Source organism: Serratia sp. 2C06 (assembly GCF_050037615.1).
Lineage (GTDB): Bacteria > Pseudomonadota > Gammaproteobacteria > Enterobacterales > Enterobacteriaceae > Serratia > Serratia ureilytica.
The window spans coordinates 4,977,140-4,991,450 of record NZ_CP188299.1 but is presented as its reverse complement, the minus strand read 5'-3'; the positions used below and the strand labels follow the sequence as shown (position 1 = coordinate 4,991,450).

The window sequence follows — 14,311 nt, the reverse complement described above, 5'->3', positions numbered from 1 at the left end:
TTTTGCCGCAACCGTGGTCTGACTAGTTCAGGCCCGGTTTACGGGCGAAACCTGATTTAACCTAGGGAGAAGGACTATGACGGGACACCAGGCGCTGCGTTGCGCCCTCTTCGGCGCACTGCTCAGCTTCAGCGCGGGCAGCTTTGCTCAGCAGATCGTCACCACATCGGATTTGATTCAGCAGCCGGGGTATCAGGCCAGCTGGCAAAACATGGTCAAAGGCCAGGCGCGGATGCCGGGCTGGGCGCGCAAGGGCGTCGGCACCTCTACGCCGGCGCAAAACTTGAGCTGGAAGGGCAAAGAGTATCTGGTCGGCAACCTGTGCAAGCCGCACGACTGCGGCAACAACTTTTTGATCGTGGCGTTCAGCGCGGACAAATCCCAGGCCTGGGGCGTGCGGGTGGAAGTGGAAGATCGGCCGGAAGCCGTCGATCATCCGAAGAAATACGCCAAGTACCAGTGGCTCGGCAAGCCGGATGACGACATGAAAGCGCTGCTTAAGCAGCAGTTCGAGAACAATCCCGACTGGAAATGATCTGACCGGGGGCGCTGACGATGCCGCCCCCGGCGTCGATCAGCCGATGCCGGCCTGATGCAGATCGTGCAGGTTGAGCGCCCCCACCAGCACGCCGTCCATATCGACCACCGGGGCCGCGCTGATGTGCTGTTCGTGCAGCGCTTCCAGCGCTTCGCCGGCGCGCCACTGCTCCGGCAGCCGATAGCCGGGGCGGGTGATCGCCGGGCTGAGCGGGTCCTGCAGGCTGTTGCCTTTCACCAGCCAGCGGCGCAGGTCGCCGTCGGTAAACACGCCCACTACCCGCTGCTGCGCGTCGCACACCGCCACCAACCCGAGCCCGGTGCGGCTCAGTTCCAGCATCGCTTCCATCACGTTGGCGCTTTCGCTCACGCGCGGCAGGCGATCGCCGGTGCGCATCAGGTGATGCACGCGGTTCAACAGGCGCGCCCCCAGGCTGCCGCCCGGGTGCGAGCGGGCGAAGTCTTCCGCATTGAAACCGCGCTGGCGCATCAGCGCCATCGCCAGAGCGTCGCCCATCATCAGGGTGTTGACCGCGCTGGAGGTGGGCGCCAGCCCCATCGGGCAGGCTTCGCGCTCGACGCCGATATCCAGTACGCAGGCCGCGCCCTGCGCCAGCGGCGACTCTTTGCCGCCGGTGATGGCGATCACCGGAATGCCGTTCTCCGCCAGCAGCGGCAGGATCAGGTCCAGCTCTTTGGCGCGGCCGGAATAGGAGATGAACACCACCACGTCCTCGGCGCCGATCATGCCGAGATCGCCGTGCAGCGCCTCCGCCGGATGAACGAAGAACGACGGCGTGCCGGTGCTGGCCAGCGACGCGGCGATTTTTTTGCCGATATGGCCGGACTTGCCGATGCCGGAAATCACCGCTTTGCCGCGGCAGTTCAGCAGCAGCTCGCAGGCGCAGACGAAATTGTCATCCAGGCGCGCCAGCAGGCGCTGCGCTTCGGTCAACTCGATCTCCAGCGTTTCGCGGGCGAAGGCGAGCAGGGCGTTGGCGTTACTCATCGGGGTCTCCTACCAGAATGATATTGATGCCTTTCGCCTGCAGGGCGGCGAGGTAATCGGGGTTAATGTCTCGGTCGGTGATCAGCGTATCGACGGCGCTGAGTTCGCACACCACGTTCGGGCTCTTGCGGCCGAATTTCGAGGAGTCCACCAACAAAATAATGCGGCCGGCGGCTTCGCACATCGCTTTGCTGACGTTGTGCACTTCGTTGAAGGTGGTGACGCCGGCGTTGAGATCGACGCCGTCCGCGCCGATAAACAGCTTGTCGAAGCTGAATTGCTGAAACGCCGATTCGGCCAGGCTGCCGTGGAACGAGGCCGATTTTTTGCGGTAGGTGCCGCCGGGCATCAGGATGGTCTGATCGTTGTCCAGCTCCACCAGCGCGTTGACGATGGTCAGGCTGTTGGTCATCACCGTGATGTTATTGAACTGCGCCAGGTGCGGCACCATCTGCAGCACCGTGCTGCCGGCGTCGAAGATCAGCGAGTCCCCGTCGGCGATCAGCGCCACGGCGGCGCTGGCGATGTGGCGCTTTTTCTCGGTATTGATATGGGTTTTGCGGTCGATCGGCTGATCGCCGTCGTCGCGGCTGAGCACCACGCCGCCGTAGGTGCGGATCACCTCGCCTTCTTCTTCCAGCAGGGTGAGATCCTTGCGGATGGTGGTGCCGGTGGTGGAGAAATGCTCGGCCAGGGCGTCCACTGCCGTTTTGCCATGCCGCTGCAGATATTCAAGGATAGCGGCCTGCCGCTGCTTTGGTTTCATCGCGATTCCCGTTCACAAGAGTGGGGCATTTTCCCTCGCTGAATAATTCACTATGAAAGGTAATGCCTTTTAATGTGAAAATATCACGATTTGGGTTCAATCGCTAACGATAGTGCAGACTGGCATGCGCGATCCTCGGGGAAGATCACATCCGGGCGCAAATCCCGCTGATGCAAACCGTGCAATCGAGGCAGCGGGCGGGGCCGGGCGAAAACGGTCAGGCCGCGCAGCAACAGGCTGCCGCACACCCGCCGATCGGCATCGAAGGCCAGCGCCAGTACCACCCGCGGGCGGAAACGGCCGCCGGAACGGCCGACGCCGACGGCGCCCAGTTGGCACAGGCCGTCGAAGGCGCGATTGAAGCGCTGCAGTTGCCACCAGCCAAAGGCGATTTGCAGCAGCCAGGCCAGCAGCGCGAAGGCGATCAGAGCTTGAGTCATGGGGGGCTCCTTAGGCCCCCTTCGGCGGAAGGGGGCATCGATGGCGTCAGAACATCACCTGGCCGCCGGTGATGTTGATCGACTGGCCGGTGCAGTAAGAGGCCTTGTCGCTGGCGTAGAACAGCAGGGTGTTCAGCACGTCCTGGTAGTCGCAGCCGCGCTTCAGCGGCACCTTGTCGATGTAGTACTGCTCCACCTGTTCCGGCGCGATGCCCAGTTTTTGCGCATACTGCGGCAGCAGCGACTGGAACATCGGCGATTTCAGCAGGTTGCCGAGCATCAGCGAATGCACGGTGATGCCGTACTCCGCCAGATCGAGCGCCAGCGACTGCGTCAGCCCCACGCCGCCGAACTTGGCGGCGCTGTAGCCGGAGTTGTGCTTGCTGCCGACCTTGCCGGACTTGGAGTTGATCTGAATGATGCGCCCGGCGATGCCGTCGCGGATCATCAGGCGCGAGAATTCGCGGGCGCAGAGGAAATAACCCACCAGGTTCACCTGCAGCGAGCGGTCGAAGTCGCCCAGCGGGAAGTCGGTGATCGGCGCCGCCTTGGCGATGCCGGCGCTGTACACCAGCAGGTTGGCCTGGCCGAACGCCCGGTCAACCGCCGCCGCCAGCGCGATCACGCTCTGTTCGTCGGTGGCGTCGGCCTGAAAACCGCAGGCGCTGCCTGCGCCAAACGCTTCGTTGATCTGCTGTGCCACCTGATTGGCATTGTCGGCGTTCAGATCGGCCACCGCCACCCGATAACCGGCCTGCGCCAGCCCGTGGGACAAAAAGGCGCCTAACGTTTGGCCGCCGCCAATCACTACAGCTACTTCAGACATGGTCTACTCCTTATGCGATAAATGACAGCGTGCTGCCCAACGGGATATCGGTCGGCGTCGGGCCGGATACGTGGATCGATCCGGGGAATTCGGCTTCGGCTTCGCCGTCGAAGCGCACGGTGATGTGGCCCAGTTCGCGCAGATTCTGCGTGGCAACGCTGCCGACGGCGGTGATGGCGTAGCGCTGCTGCGCCAGTTCCATCACGCCGCCGACCTGCAGCTCACCGGCGGTCGCGCCGTGGCGGTGGATGAAGCAGAACTCTTCGATATCCGCCGGCGCGCCTTCACGGAAGGTGATCAGCATGTTGTCCAGCAACGCGTCGCGGGCGCAGCCGCCGATCTGCGTGATGGTGGTATGAAAAATGGTGTGCATAAACGTCTCCCTGGGAATCAAATTATTGATAAATAAAGGCCGAGGCGGCCCAGGCGATCAACACCGTCGGCGCGCCGGTCAGGAAGCGGCCGACCAGCACCGAGGGTACGCCGACCCGCACGGTGTCCTGCTTGGCTTCCGCCAGCGACAGGCCGACCGGAATGAAGTCGCAGGCGGCCTGCGCGTTGATGGCGAACAGCGCGGGCAGCGCCAGCTGCGGCGGAATATGGCCGAGGCCGATCTGCACCCCGACCAGCACGCCGATCACCTGGGCGATGACCGCGCCGGGGCCGAGGAACGGCGACAGCAGCGGGAATGAGCAGATCAGCGCCAGCGTCACCAGGCCGATCGGGCTGTTGGCCAGCGGCGTCAGGCCGTGAGCGATAAAGTCCCCGAGGCCGGAGGCCATGATGATGCCGATCAAGGCCGAGACGAACGCCATAAACGGCAGAATGGTCTTCAGCACGGTGTCGATAGTGTCGCGCCCGGCCTGGAAGAACACCGCCACCACCGATCCCATGCCCATGCCGACCTTCGCCAGCAGCCCGTCGCTTTGTTCGGTGATCTTCTTGCTGGTGTCGTAGTCGCGCGCCTTGGGCGGCGCTGCAACGGCGGCGGCGGCGGGTGGGTTCTCCGTCGCGTCGATTCGGCTGATGTTGTGGTCGCGCACGCCGGAGACATAGATGTCTTCGAGGATAAACTGCGCCAGCGGGCCGGACTGGCCGGTGGCGTGGATGTTGACCGTCGGAATGCGGCGTTTCGGGTACAGGCCGCAGCGCAGGGTACCGCCGCAGTCGATCACCGCCACGCCGATCTCTTCCGCCGGCGGCTCGCCCTCTTTGAAACCGTCGACGGCGGGCCAACCGGTCAATTCGCTGAGGCGATCGACGATGGAAGGCCGGGTGCCGGCGGTGATGTACACCACTTTTTTGCCGGGTTCTATCGGCAGTTCCAGGGGGCCGCCCCAGCCGCTGGCGCCTTTTTCAATACGGATATAAGCACTCATGCTGCACTCCACGAATCAAAGTTGCACCTGGCGATCCAGACGGATGCCCATCTTGCGTTCGAACAGACTGGTGGTGAGATCGGTGACCCAGCCGCGGAAGAAGTTGGTGAACAGCCCCACCAGGAAATAGCTCACCGCCAACGGGCCGAGCGGCAGGCCGAGGGTGGTCAGGCCGCTGGCGATGCCGAGGTAAACGAACAGTTCGCCGGGGTTGATGTGCGGAAACAGGCCGTTCATCGAGTGGCAGCTGTAGGAGGCCGCCGCGTAGTAGCTCGGCTTGTATTTCTCCGGCATGAAGCGCCCCAGGCTGAGGGTCATCGGGTTGCAGAAGACAAAGGTGCCGATCAGCGGCAGCAGCAGATAACGCGAGACGGGGTTGCCCGCGCAGCGCTGCGCCAATCGTTCGATACGTTCCTGGCCAACAAATTTGATCAGCGCGTTCATGATAACCAACAGGCTGATCAACAAAGGCAAAATGCCGGTCACCATGCCGACAAACACTTCACCGCCTTTCTGAAACAGGCCGATAAACCACTCGGCGCCGTGGGTGATTAGCTCAATCATTATGTTCTCCTGTAATGGACTGATATGGCCTGGAGCGAACGGCGGCTCTGTCGCCATGGGCCTTACAGTAGTCACTTTGTTGGGCTATTTGTTTTAAATAGATCACAATTTGAAAGATAAATATTTTATTTTGAAAGTTTAAAGTGAAAGAAAGAGAAGGTGAACGGCGCGAGAGGCGGGATAACGGGCACAAAAAAGCCCGGCGAACCGGGCTTTGTGACAGGCGGTCTGTCACATCAGGCGATGGTGACCTTCTTGTCCAGGTAGGCGTCTTGTACGGCGTTGATCAGCGCCACGCCGTCTTTCATCGATTTCTTAAACGCTTTACGCCCCAGGATCAGGCCCATGCCGCCGGCGCGTTTGTTGATCACTGCGGTGCGCACCGATTCCTGCAGATCGTTCTCACCGGCGGCGCCGCCGGAGTTGATCAGCCCGGCGCGGCCCATGTAGCAGTTGGCCAGCTGGTAGCGCACCAGATCGATCGGGTGATCGGTGGTCAGCTTGGTGTAGACGCGATCGTCGGTATAGCCGAATTTCACCGCGCGGTAACCGCCGTTGTTTTCGGCCATTTTCTGTTTGACGATGTCGGCGCCGATGGTGGCGGCGATGTGGTTGGCCTGGCCGGTCAGATCGGCGCTGGAGTGGTAGTCCACGCCGTCCTTGTTGAACGCCGGGTTGCGCAGATAGGCCCACAGCACCGTGACCATGCCCAGCTCATGCGCGCGCTCGAAGGCGATCGAGATCTCTTCGATCTGGCGGCGCGACTGCTCGGAGCCGAAGTAAATGGTGGCGCCAACCGCCACTGCGCCCATGTTGAACGCCTGCTCGACGCTGGCGTACAGGGTCTGGTCGTACTGGGTCGGGTAGCTCAGCGTTTCGTTGTGGTTGAGTTTGACCAGGAACGGAATTTTATGCGCATAGCGGCGCGATACCGACGCCAGCACGCCGTAGGTGGAGGCGACGCAGTTACAGCCGGCTTCAATCGCCAGCTCGACGATGTTCTTCGGATCGAAATACAGCGGATTGGCGGCGAACGAGGCGGCGGCGGAGTGCTCGATGCCCTGATCGACCGGCAGGATCGACAGGTAACCGGTGCCGCCCAGGCGGCCGTGGTTGAACAGGGTTTGCATCGAACGCAGCACGCTGTTGGGGCGGTTGTTATCGATCATTACGCGGTCGACGAAGTCGGCGCCCGGCAGGTAGAGATTCTCGGCGGGGATAGTGGTACAGCGGTGTTGCAGCAGATCTTCCGCTTCCTTTCCTAGCAACTGCACAATATCAGTCATGATTCACTCCCGATTAAGCTTCTTCATACACCGGCAATGCAAGGGTTTTTGACCACCGGCGTAGTAAAAAAGCGGTGATTGAAGCTGTAAAGCGATGCTACCGAACTTGATCCGGCAAGGACAAACAATAGATGCGATTGAGAGGAAATGCCATTAGCGTGGCCAAATACGCGGGGGCGATCGCCCCCGGCGCGTTAAGTGCTTGATTGTTCGATCTCGCCTGCCTTGGCGTTCCGAGCGGCGAGCGGGCGCAGAGCCGGATTAGCCCAGCAGGGCGCAGTTCGGCGGCAGGCGGCATTCGATGGCCTGCGGCACCACTTCGATGCGGAAATGGCGGCCTTTGAGCGGCTCGCCGTCGAGGTTGAAGGTCATCTCATGCGGCGCGTCGATCTCCAGCCACGGCAGCGCGGCGCTGAGGATGCTGTTGCTCTCTTCGTCGTTGAACAGGGCGGCCACCAGCGCCGGCAGCAGTTCATCGGCGATTAACAGGCGCAGCTGCAACTGCCCGTCGTTAATCAGCGCGTTGGGGCACAGTTCCTGGCCGCCGCCGGCCTGTTTGCCGTTGCCGATGCCGATCACCAGCGCTTCGCCGGCCCAGCGGAAGTCCGGCCCGCGGATTTCACAGCGGTCGGCCTGCAGCGTATCCATGCGCAATAAGCCGTGAACGAAGTAGGACACGCCGCCCAACGCCGCCTTCAGCTTCTCCGGCGTTTCAGTGGTGATACGGGTGCCGAAACCGCCGGTGGCCATGTTGATGAAGTAGCGCTCGCCGTTGACCTTGGCCAGATCGATAGGCACCGAGCGGCCCTTGATCGCCAGCTGCAGCGCCTGCTCGGGCGAGAGGGGAATGTTGCAGGCCATGGCGAAGTCGTTGGCGGTGCCGAGCGGCAAAATGCCCAGCGCCGGCCGACCTTGCGCCGGCAGTTGCGCCAGCGCGGCGGCCACTTCGTTGATGGTGCCGTCACCGCCGCCGGCGACGACGGTGCCGACGCCGAGCCGAGCGGCTTCCGCGACGTAGCGCGCGGCGTCGCCGTGTTCCCAGGTGACGCGCACGTGCAGCGTTATCTGCTCTTCGCGCAGCCGGTTGACGGCCTGGCGCAGCTCTTCGTTGCCGGCGCCCTTGCCGTTGATGATAAGCAGTGCTGGTGCATGTGAGTGTTGAGGCATTGCCGAGCTCCTCCGGCGGAAAACCAATAATGCCTCAAGATAAACCAGCCCAGGCCGCCAAGCCATCAGAATATTCAGCTAATTCCGGTTATTTCCCATTGCGCCGTGAATATGAAGACGATGCGAATTTATCTGAATTTAACCTGACAATAAGCGCAATTTTAATGGCGGCAGGATTAATCGCTATAGCGTTATTTATATATCGATGTGGCGTTATTATTTTTATTAAAATGGATAACGGGAAAACGTAATGAGAAATAGGCGCGCCGGCGGCAATGGCGGGCCCATAAAGAAAAAGCCAGCCCAAGGGAGATTGGGCCGGCTAAGGAGGTGGTTCCTAGTATTGCTATGCAAATATTTTCGTTGTTCGTTTTAAGCAGCGTGATAGTAACCAAGCTGCGGGCACATTGATGTGATCCAATTCTAATATTTGCTAAAAATCGCCGCCGAATGACGGCGATTCATTGTTAGGCTCCGGCGCTATTTTCTTCCGCCAAATTGCGGATCAGCAAAGCATAATTGAGATCGATATCCTGCGGGATCGGCAAATAAACGATATGGCCGTTGCCCGGCGCGACCTCAATCGGCTCGCCTTTCTTATTTTGCATGCTTTCGAGGGTGAACAGCACGTTGCCGCCCGGCGTCATCATCTCGACGCTGTCGCCGAGTGAGAATTTATTCTTCACGTCGACTTCCGCCCAGCCTTCGCGGCGCACGCCGGTGAACTCGCCGACGAACTGCTGGCGCTCGGAGAGCGAAGAGCCGTATTCGTAGTTCTGCTGCGCTTCGTGCACGTGGCGGCGCAGGAAGCCTTCGGTATAGCCGCGGTGCGCCAGGCCTTCCAGCGTGGTGAGCAGGGTCGGATCGAACGGTTTGCCGGCAACGGCGTCGTCGATGGCGCGGCGGTAGACCTGGGCGGTACGCGCGCAGTAGTAAAAGGACTTGGTGCGCCCTTCGATCTTCAACGAATGCACGCCGAGCTGCGTCAGACGCTCTACGTGCTGGATGGCGCGCAGATCCTTGGAGTTCATGATGTAGGTGCCGTGTTCGTCCTCGAAGGCGCTCATATATTCGCCTGGTTTTTGCGCCTCAGACAGCATGAATACCTTGTCGGTCGGCGTGCCGATGCCCAGCGTCGGCTCGACGGTCTGCACCGGGATCGGCTCGTGCAGGTGCACGATATTGCCGGTGTCGTCCTCTTTGCCTTCTTCCGCCTTGTACTGCCAACGGCAGGCGTTGGTGCAGGTGCCCTGGTTGGGATCGCGCTTGTTGATGTAGCCGGACAGCAGGCAGCGGCCGGAGTAGGCCATGCACAGCGCGCCGTGGACGAAGATCTCCAGCTCCATGTCCGGCACTTCGGCGCGGATCTCGGCGATCTCTTCCAGCGACAGCTCGCGCGACAGGATCACGCGGGTCAGGCCCATTTGTTTCCAGAACTTCACCGTCGCCCAGTTAACGGCGTTGGCCTGCACCGACAGGTGGATGTCCATCTGTGGGAAGGCTTCGCGCACCATCATGATCAGGCCAGGATCGGACATGATCAGCGCATCCGGGCCCATATCGACTACCGGTTTCAGATCGCGCAGGAAGGTTTTCAGCTTGGCGTTGTGCGGGGCGATGTTGACCACCACGTAGAATTTTTTACCCAGCGCGTGCGCTTCGTTGATGCCCTGCGCCAGATTCTCGTGGTTGAACTCGTTGTTGCGCACCCGCAGGCTGTAGCGCGGCTGGCCGGCGTAAACCGCATCGGCGCCGTAGGCGAAGGCGTAACGCATGTTTTTCAGCGTTCCGGCCGGGGAGAGAAGTTCCGGTGTAAACATAGTGTGTCTCGGTCTGATTTCAGGTCAGCACCACGCCACCTGATGGCGCAGTAAAAGCGGGGGATTGTAGCCGCGGCGCGGCAAAAAATCAGCAGTTAACCGGATTTATTCAAGGGAGATTGATCCCGGTCAAACGGAAAACGCGCGATGGCGGCCACCGCGCGGGCGAAACGGGGGATCAGGCGCTCAAATCGCGAATATCGGTGGTCGGGCCGTTTTTAATCACCGACTGGATACCGTTTTTGGCTGCGCTTTCGGAGCTGTACATTTCGCTGACGCCGATCACCTGATGGTTCTTGGCCTTCAGCACAAAGTAGGGCTGGTTGCTGGTGCTGTGCTTCAGCTCAAACTGCGCTTCATGCGGCGAATTGGTCTGCACCGAGGCGATGCCGTTCTCCGCCGACGCTTTGCTGGCGTACATCTCGCTGGCCAGAATGATCTCGCCGTTACTGGCTTTCAGGTTGAAGTGGTACTGTCCGTTCTTTGCTTTTTTCAGCTCGTAATGACCGATTGCCATGGTTCTTCTCCTGTAGGTTCCGATTCGTGATGTAAGTGTAGCCAATCGCTTGAAAATCGGTGGCTAAACCTCACAGCAGCTTAGTCGAAAAAATGCGCAATTTTTTTGCGCCGGCGCGGAGTTTTCGCCCGAGAAGCCCGGCGCCGCACGGGAAGCTAAGGGAGGGGCGGTGATTGCGCAGCGCAGTATTTGGGACGTCTAAGCCGTGGAACACTCGCGATTTCATCTTGGCGGGTTCACCTCGCAGAGATAAAATAGGGCAAATTTTGCACAGGAGCGCCAAGGATGGAAAAAATCGAACGGTCAGTAGGAAATGATAAAAGCGAGGGCAGCGATAAAGATTGGGAGCCTCTGTTGAGAATGATCGCTAACACAGCCCTACCACACGACTTCCTGCTGTCGGATGAGCGACAACAGGGTGTGGCTGACCGCGCGCCTTGGTGGAACGCGGTCGATTCTCTCCCCTAAACCCCATTCACCAGCCGGCAGGGTTCGGCTTCCCAGCGGTAACCGACGCCGTATACCGAGCGGATAAAGGATTTTTGCCCGTCGATCAGCTCCAGCTTGCGGCGCAGGTTTTTGATGTGGCTGTCGATGGTGCGGTCGGTGACCACCCGATAGTCGTCATACAGGTTATTCAGCAGCTGCTCGCGCGAAAACACGTTGCCCGGCTGGCTGGCCAGCGTTTTCAGCAGGCGGAACTCCGCCGGCGTCAGATCCAGCAACTGCCCCTGATAGCTGGCCTGGAAGCGCGGTTCATCGATGTGCAGCAGATCATCTTCCCGCGCGTTCTCCTGTGGCCGATAGCTGCGGCGCAGGATGGTTTTCACCCGCGCCACCACTTCGCGTGGGCTGTAGGGTTTGCAGATGTAATCGTCGGCGCCGATCTCCAGCCCCAGCAGGCGGTCAATCTCTTCGATTTTCGCCGTCACCATCACGATCGGTACGTCGCTGAAGCGGCGCAGCTCGCGGCACACCGTCAGCCCATCGGCGCCCGGCAGCATCAGATCGAGCAAGATCAGCGCCGGCGGATGCTGGTGCACGGTCGGCACCACTTCGTTGCCGTTGGTCAGCCAACGGGTGGCGTAGCCCGCCGCCTGCAGATAATCCACCAGCAGCTGGCCCAGCTTGGGCTCATCTTCAACAATCATGATCTGCACGGGTTGATTCTGAATGTCCATCAGGGCGCCTTATTTTTTATCGGGGTAGCAAATTCTACTGTAATGCGCACGCCGCCTAAAGGCGAATGCTCGGCGCGGATTTTCCCGTCGTGCGCTTCCACGATGTTGTGGCAGATCGCCAGCCCCAATCCGGAACCGCCGCTGGCGCGGTTGCGCGAGCCTTCCGCCCGGTAGAAACGTTCGAAAATGCGCGTCAGTTGCTGATCGCTGATGCCTGGCGCGCTGTCCTGCCAGCAGAGGGATAGCCGCCCCGGCTGCAGCTCGGCGCTGATTTCCAGCCGGCCGCCGGCATCGGTGTAGCGCAGGCTGTTTTCCAACAGGTTATTGAACAGCTGATTCAGGCGATCGGGATCGCCGAACAGCGGCGCCTGGGGCGGCAGATGGGTGACGATCTCCAGCCCTTTGGCGCGAAAGCGCTCGCGGAAGGCGGCGACGGCGATCTGCAGCAGATGCACGCAGTCCACCGACGATTTGCGATAGGCCAGCGCGCCGAGATCGGAGAGCGAAAGCTGGTGCAGGTCGTCGACCAGTTTGGTCAGGGTGGACACCTCGGCCTGCAGCGAGCTGAGCGACGCGGGCGTCGGCTGGCGTACGCCGTCCTGCAGCGCCTCCAGCTCGCCGCGCAGCACCGCCAGCGGCGTGCGCAGTTCGTGCGACACGTCGGCCATAAAGGCGCGGCGCATCTGTTCATTTTTCTCCAGCGAGGTGGCCAACTGGTTGAAGTCGTGCGCCAGCCTGCCCAGCTCATCCTGGCTGCTGACCGCCACGCGGGCGGTGAAGTCGCCCGCCGCCAATCGATGGGTGCCCGCCACCAGGCGTTTAACCGGGGCCAGCATGCCGCGCGACAGTAGCCAGGTCACCGCCGCCGCCAGCAGGGTGGAGAGCGCGACGATGATCCAGCTGGTGCGGCGCTGCTGGCGATCGAAGTTGATGTCGGTATTGCGCGTCAGGCGTTCGACCGGGGTAGTGAGCACCCAACCGACGATCTCGTTGTTGTAGCGGATCGGGTGGCGCGGCCCCTCTTTCGGCAACGGGCCGGAATGCCCGACCAGCCGATTGAACTGGCTGTCCACCACCCAAAACTGGGTGCGCCAGCCCTTGGGCGGCAGGTTGTGGCTGCTGTCGCTGTTCTGCTCGAACGAACGCATGATTTGGTAGACCACCTGATCGTTGTTGCGCAGGAATATCCAGTTGCCATGATGGCTGTACTGTTCCTCCAGCGCTTCGCTCAGCATGTTGATGCGCTGCTCGTTACTGCTCTTGATGTAGTCGATAAAACCACGCTCAAAGCTGACGCGCACCCCCCAGTGCATGGTGATCAACACCAGCATGCAGGTGGCGAAAATGGCCAGGAACAGCTTCCCGGTAATGCCTATCTTCATTGCAACCTCGTTGAGCCGGTGCCCGGCTCTTTGGCCAGCGTGCGGTTAGGCGCGCTATCCGCCGGCACGCGCGCGAAGGCCAGCGCGGGCAGGGCGATAATCAACGCCATACAGCAGTAGCTGTAAATAAATGCGCTGTGGATGGCCGGGCTGTCGGCCACCGCCTGGTGATGGGCGAAGCTGCCGATCAAGATGCCGGCGACGCTGACGCCGAGGCTCATCGACAGCTGCATGACCATCGACAACAGGCTGTTGCCGCTGCTGGCCAGCCGGTCCGGCAGGTCTTTCAGCGTCAGGGTATTCATCGCCGAGAAGCGCAATGCGTTGACCATCCCCTGGAAGAACAGTATCACCGGCAGCAGCCACAGCCAGCCGAGCATCGCCGCCAGCAGGAAACTCAGGCTGACCAACGCCAGCAGCAGCGTGGCGGCCACCAGCACGTTGCGGTAGCCGAAGCGGTTGACCACCTGCACCACGATGCGCTTCATGCCCATGCTGCCGATGATCATCGGGATCATCATCAGCCCGGCGTGGAACGGCGTGAAGCCCATGCCCACCTGCAGAAACAGCGGTGTCATGAACGGCAGCATGCCGCTGCCGATGCGCCCCAGCAGACTGGCCAGCAGCCCGATCTTGTAGGTCGGGGTGCGCAGCAGCCGCAGCGAGAACAGGGCGCGGCTATTGCCGTAGGCATGCCAAACATACCCCAACAACGCCGCCGCGCCCAGCGCCACCAGGCCGGCGATGGCGCCGCCGGTCAGGCCCATGCCTTTGTGGCCGTCGAGCGCCAGCGTCAGCGACGCCATGCCGATCGCCAGCAGGAAAAAGCCGCTGAGATCGAAACGGCGGGTCTGCATTTGGTAGTTGGGCATCAGCAGCAGCGTGGCGATGGCGCCCACGATGCCCACCGGAATATTGATCAGGAAAATCCAGTGCCAGCTGGCGTATTGCACCAGAAGTCCACCCAGCGCCGGCCCCATCAGCGGGCCGATCTGGCCCGGCAGCGTCACGAAGGTCATCGCCGCCATGTACTGCTCGCGCGGCACGATCTTCATCACCGTCAGGCGGCCGACCGGCACCATCATCGCGCCGCCGATGCCCTGAAGCACGCGCGAGGCGATCAGCTCGTTCAGGGTTGCCGAGCGGGCGCAGAGGAGGGAGCCGAGGGTAAACAGCACGATGGCGCTGAAAAACACCCGCTGTACGCCGACCTTGTCCGCCAGCCAGCCGCTGGCCGGCAGCGTCACCGCCACCGTCAGCACATAGGCGACGATCACCGACTGCATGCGCAGCGGGTTCTCCCCCAGGCTGGCGGCCATCGAGGGCAGGGCGGTATTGACGATAGTGGTATCCAGCGTCTGCATAAAGAAGCCGAACGCCACTATCCAGAGTTGCCAACGTACCGTGGCGGTGTGTTTCATCAGCATCGGTCGGCCA

17 protein-coding genes are annotated in these 14,311 nt (G+C 61.4%); 3 read left to right on the top strand and 14 right to left on the bottom strand.

The window, feature by feature from the left end; genetic code table 11:
- Positions 1-76: 76 nt before the first annotated feature.
- Complete coding sequence (locus ACP3TA_RS24360; RefSeq protein WP_033644072.1) at positions 77-535, top strand: inhibitor of vertebrate lysozyme family protein; 459 nt, start codon at positions 77-79, stop codon at positions 533-535.
- Positions 536-574: 39 nt separating this feature from the next.
- Here the strand turns inward: ACP3TA_RS24360 and gutQ are convergent, their stop codons facing one another.
- From gutQ to yegS, 9 genes are all read right to left on the bottom strand, one after another.
- A complete protein-coding gene (gutQ, locus tag ACP3TA_RS24355; RefSeq protein ID WP_033644071.1) occupies positions 575-1,546 on the bottom strand; it encodes an arabinose-5-phosphate isomerase GutQ in 972 nt (323 codons plus the stop codon).
- On the bottom strand, positions 1,539-2,312 hold the full coding sequence (srlR, locus tag ACP3TA_RS24350; RefSeq protein WP_206196263.1) for a glucitol operon DNA-binding transcriptional repressor SrlR: 774 nt from the start codon (positions 2,310-2,312) through the stop codon (positions 1,539-1,541). Before srlR ends, gutQ begins: the two co-directional genes overlap by 8 nt.
- Positions 2,313-2,395: 83 nt before the next feature.
- Entirely contained in the window at positions 2,396-2,752 is a 357-nt protein-coding gene (gene gutM / locus ACP3TA_RS24345; RefSeq protein WP_141967260.1) for a transcriptional regulator GutM, read from the bottom strand.
- A gap of 46 nt (positions 2,753-2,798) precedes the next feature.
- Complete coding sequence (gene srlD / locus ACP3TA_RS24340) at positions 2,799-3,578, bottom strand: sorbitol-6-phosphate dehydrogenase (RefSeq protein ID WP_147824123.1); 780 nt, start codon at positions 3,576-3,578, stop codon at positions 2,799-2,801.
- 10 nt (positions 3,579-3,588) lie between these two features.
- The gene (srlB, locus tag ACP3TA_RS24335) at positions 3,589-3,951 is read right to left on the bottom strand and encodes a PTS glucitol/sorbitol transporter subunit IIA (protein WP_004941520.1); all 363 of its coding nucleotides are present in this window, start codon (positions 3,949-3,951) and stop codon (positions 3,589-3,591) included.
- A gap of 22 nt (positions 3,952-3,973) precedes the next feature.
- Positions 3,974-4,957 carry a PTS glucitol/sorbitol transporter subunit IIB gene (gene srlE / locus ACP3TA_RS24330; RefSeq protein ID WP_042785195.1) on the bottom strand — a complete coding sequence of 328 codons (984 nt, stop codon included), beginning with the start codon at positions 4,955-4,957 and terminating at the stop codon, positions 3,974-3,976.
- 15 nt (positions 4,958-4,972) lie between these two features.
- Complete coding sequence (gene srlA / locus ACP3TA_RS24325) at positions 4,973-5,521, bottom strand: PTS glucitol/sorbitol transporter subunit IIC (RefSeq protein WP_004941528.1); 549 nt, start codon at positions 5,519-5,521, stop codon at positions 4,973-4,975.
- 236 nt (positions 5,522-5,757) lie between these two features.
- Positions 5,758-6,807 (bottom strand): class I fructose-bisphosphate aldolase, encoded by a 1,050-nt coding sequence (gene fbaB, locus ACP3TA_RS24320; protein ID WP_015378749.1) that lies wholly within the window; start codon positions 6,805-6,807, stop codon positions 5,758-5,760.
- Positions 6,808-7,068: 261 nt separating this feature from the next.
- Positions 7,069-7,974, bottom strand: coding sequence for a lipid kinase YegS (yegS, locus tag ACP3TA_RS24315; RefSeq protein ID WP_033644066.1), 906 nt, complete (start codon positions 7,972-7,974; stop codon positions 7,069-7,071).
- Between the two features lie 29 nt (positions 7,975-8,003).
- Here yegS and ACP3TA_RS24310 point away from each other — a divergent pair, with 29 nt between their 5' ends.
- The gene (locus ACP3TA_RS24310) at positions 8,004-8,225 is read left to right on the top strand and encodes a hypothetical protein (protein ID WP_127897175.1); all 222 of its coding nucleotides are present in this window, start codon (positions 8,004-8,006) and stop codon (positions 8,223-8,225) included.
- Positions 8,226-8,441: 216 nt separating this feature from the next.
- Here ACP3TA_RS24310 and yegQ read toward each other — a convergent pair whose 3' ends face one another.
- Positions 8,442-9,794, bottom strand: a complete 1,353-nt coding sequence (gene yegQ, locus ACP3TA_RS24305) for a tRNA 5-hydroxyuridine modification protein YegQ (RefSeq protein WP_047574075.1) — start codon at positions 9,792-9,794, stop codon at positions 8,442-8,444.
- Positions 9,795-9,972: 178 nt separating this feature from the next.
- Positions 9,973-10,311 (bottom strand): YegP family protein, encoded by a 339-nt coding sequence (locus tag ACP3TA_RS24300; protein WP_033644064.1) that lies wholly within the window; start codon positions 10,309-10,311, stop codon positions 9,973-9,975.
- Positions 10,312-10,596: 285 nt separating this feature from the next.
- Here ACP3TA_RS24300 and ACP3TA_RS24295 point away from each other — a divergent pair, with 285 nt between their 5' ends.
- On the top strand, positions 10,597-10,779 hold the full coding sequence (locus ACP3TA_RS24295; RefSeq protein WP_046687632.1) for a hypothetical protein: 183 nt from the start codon (positions 10,597-10,599) through the stop codon (positions 10,777-10,779).
- On the opposite strand, the gene baeR is transcribed toward ACP3TA_RS24295, so the two are convergent.
- From baeR to mdtD, 3 genes are read right to left on the bottom strand one after another with little or no spacing between them, the layout of a single operon-like run.
- Entirely contained in the window at positions 10,776-11,492 is a 717-nt protein-coding gene (gene baeR / locus ACP3TA_RS24290) for a two-component system response regulator BaeR (RefSeq protein ID WP_033644062.1), read from the bottom strand. The genes ACP3TA_RS24295 and baeR overlap by 4 nt on opposite strands.
- Positions 11,492-12,874: a two-component system sensor histidine kinase BaeS gene (baeS, locus tag ACP3TA_RS24285; protein ID WP_033644061.1), complete on the bottom strand. Its 1,383-nt coding sequence runs from the start codon at positions 12,872-12,874 to the stop codon at positions 11,492-11,494. The genes baeR and baeS overlap by 1 nt, the downstream gene beginning before the upstream one ends.
- Positions 12,871-14,301, bottom strand: a complete 1,431-nt coding sequence (gene mdtD, locus ACP3TA_RS24280; protein ID WP_033644060.1) for a multidrug transporter subunit MdtD — start codon at positions 14,299-14,301, stop codon at positions 12,871-12,873. Before mdtD ends, baeS begins: the two co-directional genes overlap by 4 nt.
- Positions 14,302-14,311: the final 10 nt, after the last annotated feature.

Bases quoted from the DNA above. Each gene is read 5' to 3' on its own strand.
- ACP3TA_RS24360 (WP_033644072.1), top strand. From the start codon at position 77: ATGACGGGACACCAGGCGCTGCGTTGCGCCCTCTTCGGCGCACTGCTC.
- gutQ (WP_033644071.1), bottom strand. From the start codon at position 1,546: ATGAGTAACGCCAACGCCCTGCTCGCCTTCGCCCGCGAAACGCTGGAG.
- srlR (WP_206196263.1), bottom strand. From the start codon at position 2,312: ATGAAACCAAAGCAGCGGCAGGCCGCTATCCTTGAATATCTGCAGCGG.
- gutM (WP_141967260.1), bottom strand. From the start codon at position 2,752: ATGACTCAAGCTCTGATCGCCTTCGCGCTGCTGGCCTGGCTGCTGCAA.
- srlD (WP_147824123.1), bottom strand. From the start codon at position 3,578: ATGTCTGAAGTAGCTGTAGTGATTGGCGGCGGCCAAACGTTAGGCGCC.
- srlB (WP_004941520.1), bottom strand. From the start codon at position 3,951: ATGCACACCATTTTTCATACCACCATCACGCAGATCGGCGGCTGCGCC.
- srlE (WP_042785195.1), bottom strand. From the start codon at position 4,957: ATGAGTGCTTATATCCGTATTGAAAAAGGCGCCAGCGGCTGGGGCGGC.
- srlA (WP_004941528.1), bottom strand. From the start codon at position 5,521: ATGATTGAGCTAATCACCCACGGCGCCGAGTGGTTTATCGGCCTGTTT.
- fbaB (WP_015378749.1), bottom strand. From the start codon at position 6,807: ATGACTGATATTGTGCAGTTGCTAGGAAAGGAAGCGGAAGATCTGCTG.
- yegS (WP_033644066.1), bottom strand. From the start codon at position 7,974: ATGCCTCAACACTCACATGCACCAGCACTGCTTATCATCAACGGCAAG.
- ACP3TA_RS24310 (WP_127897175.1), top strand. From the start codon at position 8,004: ATGCCTCAAGATAAACCAGCCCAGGCCGCCAAGCCATCAGAATATTCA.
- yegQ (WP_047574075.1), bottom strand. From the start codon at position 9,794: ATGTTTACACCGGAACTTCTCTCCCCGGCCGGAACGCTGAAAAACATG.
- ACP3TA_RS24300 (WP_033644064.1), bottom strand. From the start codon at position 10,311: ATGGCAATCGGTCATTACGAGCTGAAAAAAGCAAAGAACGGACAGTAC.
- ACP3TA_RS24295 (WP_046687632.1), top strand. From the start codon at position 10,597: ATGGAAAAAATCGAACGGTCAGTAGGAAATGATAAAAGCGAGGGCAGC.
- baeR (WP_033644062.1), bottom strand. From the start codon at position 11,492: ATGGACATTCAGAATCAACCCGTGCAGATCATGATTGTTGAAGATGAG.
- baeS (WP_033644061.1), bottom strand. From the start codon at position 12,874: ATGAAGATAGGCATTACCGGGAAGCTGTTCCTGGCCATTTTCGCCACC.
- mdtD (WP_033644060.1), bottom strand. From the start codon at position 14,301: ATGCTGATGAAACACACCGCCACGGTACGTTGGCAACTCTGGATAGTG.